The organism is Streptomyces thermodiastaticus (assembly GCF_014656135.1).
In the GTDB taxonomy this organism is placed as follows: Bacteria; Actinomycetota; Actinomycetes; order Streptomycetales; family Streptomycetaceae; genus Streptomyces; species Streptomyces thermodiastaticus.
This window is the reverse complement of record NZ_BNBV01000066.1, coordinates 1-1,545: the sequence shown is the minus strand read 5'-3', so window position 1 is coordinate 1,545 and position 1,545 is coordinate 1. Positions and strand designations below refer to the sequence as shown.

Sequence of the window (1,545 nt, the reverse complement as noted above, 5' to 3'; positions counted from 1 at the left end):
GGGGATGTCGATGGTGCCGACGCCCTTGAGGCCCTTGGCGATGTCGCCGATCTTCGACAACCCCGCACCCGCGCCCTTGGCGACATACGTCATCGGGTCGATGAAGTGGCCCGCCTTGCCCGCGAGCGAGATCGCCCGGGCGACCGCACCAGCCTTGCCAGCGCCCGCAGCCGCACCGCCCGCACCACCCGTGAACACGGTCGTGAGGACGTTGAAGGTGACGGCACCGGCGGCACGGGCCGGGTTCTTGCCCCACTCGTCCCACGCCACCAGCGCCTTGCCGGTCTGCTTCATCGCCGTGCGCGAATCACGAATCCAGGACGGCAGCTTGTCGTCCGGCAGCGCCCAGAAAGCCGTCCCCACACCCGGGATCGCGGTAAGTGCGATGCCCGTGGCGAGCTGGGCCAGGCCCTTCCACGCCTGCCCCATCGCCTCCCAGCCACCGAACCCGACCAGCGTCCCCAGACCCTTGATCGTCCCCCACACACCGTCGACGATCAGACCGTCCCACACGAACGACTTGATCCAGTGACCGATCTCCCACGCGTGATGCTTCTCCTCCACCGGGTCACCCCAGGGAAGCTTCGCGTTCTTCAGATCCTCCGCGTTGAACCCGTACTGGTTCTTCTTGTCCGACCCGTCCCCGGCCACCATCTGCGTGCCGTGCCACAACGCCGTGATCTTGTTGTGACACGTCCGCTCCGCCGCCCAGAACGCCGCGACCGTCTGCGTGATCTCGTCCCGGATCCGGTTGTGCTCGTCGACCTTGTCCCCGTCGTACTCCCAGTCGTCGTCGTCCTTGACCGAGTTCACGAACGCGGTCGCCTCGCGCTTGAGATCCTCCAGCTTCTTCACCAAAGGACGCACCTCGGTCGCATACCCCGACAACGCGCCCGACACCTTCTGCAGATCGTCCGCGAACGCCCCCGCACGGTCCTTCACCGGCTGCGTCGTCGCGAACAACTGCTCCGCCTCAGGCGCCGTGTAATACGCCGACAGACCCTGGAACCGGTTGTGGACGTCCGTGCCCGTGCTCCGGACATGACCCGCATCCTTCGTCAGCGCCGCACAATCCCGCTCCAGCGCATCCAGATCACCCGTGAACTGCGGAATCTCCTCCGGCTTGATCACGCCCGACCCGCCTTCCCGCCACCACCGGGCATGTCCACCTTCGGCGCACCCAGCGTCCTGCGCTGCGCCTCCAGCGCCATCTCCTCATCCCCCCGCAGATACGCCGTCGTCGCATCCACCACACCCTGCAACGACTTCCCCGCACGCGCCGCGATCCACTGCAGATCCTTCGACGCACGCTCCGCATACTGCGACAACGCAAGCGCCACCAGACCCCCCTGCGCCTGCTCACCCCCCTTGCCACCAGCAGGCGCATCCGCCGAGATCGTCCCCGCATGCGTCGCCGCCGACGTCAGATGCTCCCCATACGACTTCGCATACGTCTCCAGATGCGACGCCGACTCACCCGTCGTCTTCAGCACATGCGAAATACCCTGCGGCTTCAGATCCCAGCCAGACACCCACAAACCCCCG

General features: G+C 66.7%; 1 protein-coding gene and 1 pseudogene. Both read right to left on the bottom strand.

From position 1 onward, the window contains the following. Positions 1-1,131 (bottom strand): annotated as a pseudogene (locus IE286_RS26845) (ADP-ribosyltransferase); the annotation flags it as partial. Continuing rightward, positions 1,128-1,538: a DUF6507 family protein gene (locus IE286_RS26840; protein WP_308437396.1), complete on the bottom strand. Its 411-nt coding sequence runs from the start codon at positions 1,536-1,538 to the stop codon at positions 1,128-1,130. The pseudogene IE286_RS26845 and the gene IE286_RS26840, both read right to left, overlap by 4 nt. Positions 1,539-1,545: the final 7 nt, after the last annotated feature.